1 protein-coding gene is annotated in these 1,544 nt (G+C 70.9%); it reads left to right on the top strand.

The window, feature by feature from the left end; genetic code table 11:
- The first annotated feature begins 264 nt into the window (after positions 1-264).
- Positions 265-1,431 (top strand): IS110 family RNA-guided transposase, encoded by a 1,167-nt coding sequence (locus NBH09_RS09925; protein WP_250787858.1) that lies wholly within the window; start codon positions 265-267, stop codon positions 1,429-1,431.
- Positions 1,432-1,544 lie beyond the last annotated feature (113 nt).

Here is a 1,544-nt window from a genome sequence, read left to right as displayed (position 1 = left end):
CCCATTACAGTTTGAGTCGTCCGAAAGGGCGGCTCTTTTCCGTTGCACGGCTATACGATTGAGCCGTACCGGTGGTCGCTGGCCGACCGCCCCGGACGGCCGTCAGCCCCTGCCCCGTAGAGGGCCCGGGACGTGTTGCCGCCGGGGCGGGAGGGGCCGCGGGGAACGACTGATAGAGATGTGCCGGGCCCGGACCGGGCCACGGCCGGGTAATGTGGGTGTCGCTTCCGCGGCTAACGGCCGGCTCAAGGGAGAGGATACACCATGCCTGCAGCAGAGACGCCCGTGGCCTACCTGGGGATCGACGTCGGGAAGAGCTCGCACAGCGCGTGCGCGCTCGATGCGGGAGGGGGCGTCGCCTTCAGGGCCGAGCTGGCAAACAGGCCCGACGACATCGACCGGCTGCTCGAGCGGGCCGGCTCCGGCGCGCTGGTCGTCGTCGACCAGAAGCGAAACATCGGCGCGCTGGTCCTCGCGCGCGCCCATGCGCACGGGAACCCCTGCGCCTACCTGCCCGGATATGCCGAGAAGCAGGCCCGCGGGATGTTCCCCGGCATCGCGAAGACCGACGCCATCGACGCCGAGGTGATCGCGCGCACCGCGCTCGGCGTGCCCCGCGCCCTCAGGCCGGCGCCCGAGGAGCCCGAGGGGGCCGCCTCGCTGCGGATCCTGTCGTCGCAGCGCGAGTTCGCGTCGTCCGCCAGGACCCGCGCGAAGAACAGGCTGCGCGCGACCCTGCTCGAGGCCGACCCCGCGCTCGAGGGCGCGGTCGACCCGTCGAGCCGCTGGCAGGTGTCGATGCTGGCCGAGTTCGGCGGGGCCGCCGGGTGCTCGGCCGCCGGCTGGCGCAGGTTCTCGAACGCCGCCAGGCGCGCGGGCGCCCCCGCGGCGGGGGCCAGGAGGCTCTGGGAGGCGCTGCTGGCCTCGTCGCGCTCGGGAAGGCGGCTCCCGGCCGGCGAGGACGTCGCGGTCCGGATGCTCGCCCGGGAGATAGCCTCCCTCGACGCCGACATCGAGGAGCTCGACTCGCTCGTGGCCGACTCGCTGGCGGGCGACGAGGTCTACGAGTGCCTCCTCACGGTGCCCGGGATCGGCCCCAAGACCGCCGCGGCGCTGGTGACGTCGATCGACATATCCGCCTTCAGGGGGCACGACGAGCTCGCGAGCTATTGCGGCGTGGCGCCGTCAGACAGGCGCTCCGGGAGCAGCATCAGGTCGACGTCGCCTCAGCACGGCGGGAACAGGCAGCTCAAGAACCTGCTCATATTCAGCTGCAACTCCCTCATCGGCACGGACAACAGGTTCGGGAGGTACTACGGGGAGTGCAGGGCGAGGGGGATGAGGCACAGCAAGGCGCTGAAGGCGGTCGCGAGGAAGAGGCTCAAGGTCATATATGCGATCATGCGCGACGCCGTCCCGTACGCGGCCTAGCGGGCGGCGGGATCAACCGAAGAGGAAACCAAGCGGGGGCGCCAGGCGCCCGGATGCGTCATGCCGAAATGGCGCGAAGCACGCGGTTGACAAAACTATAGAGACACGTCCCA

The sequence above is a fragment of the Collinsella sp. BG-O-102 genome (assembly GCF_023656745.1).
Taxonomy (GTDB): domain Bacteria; phylum Actinomycetota; class Coriobacteriia; order Coriobacteriales; family Coriobacteriaceae; genus Collinsella.
This window is presented reverse-complemented; position numbering and strand designations above follow the sequence as displayed.

Bases quoted from the DNA above. Each gene is read 5' to 3' on its own strand.
- NBH09_RS09925 (WP_250787858.1), top strand. From the start codon at position 265: ATGCCTGCAGCAGAGACGCCCGTGGCCTACCTGGGGATCGACGTCGGG.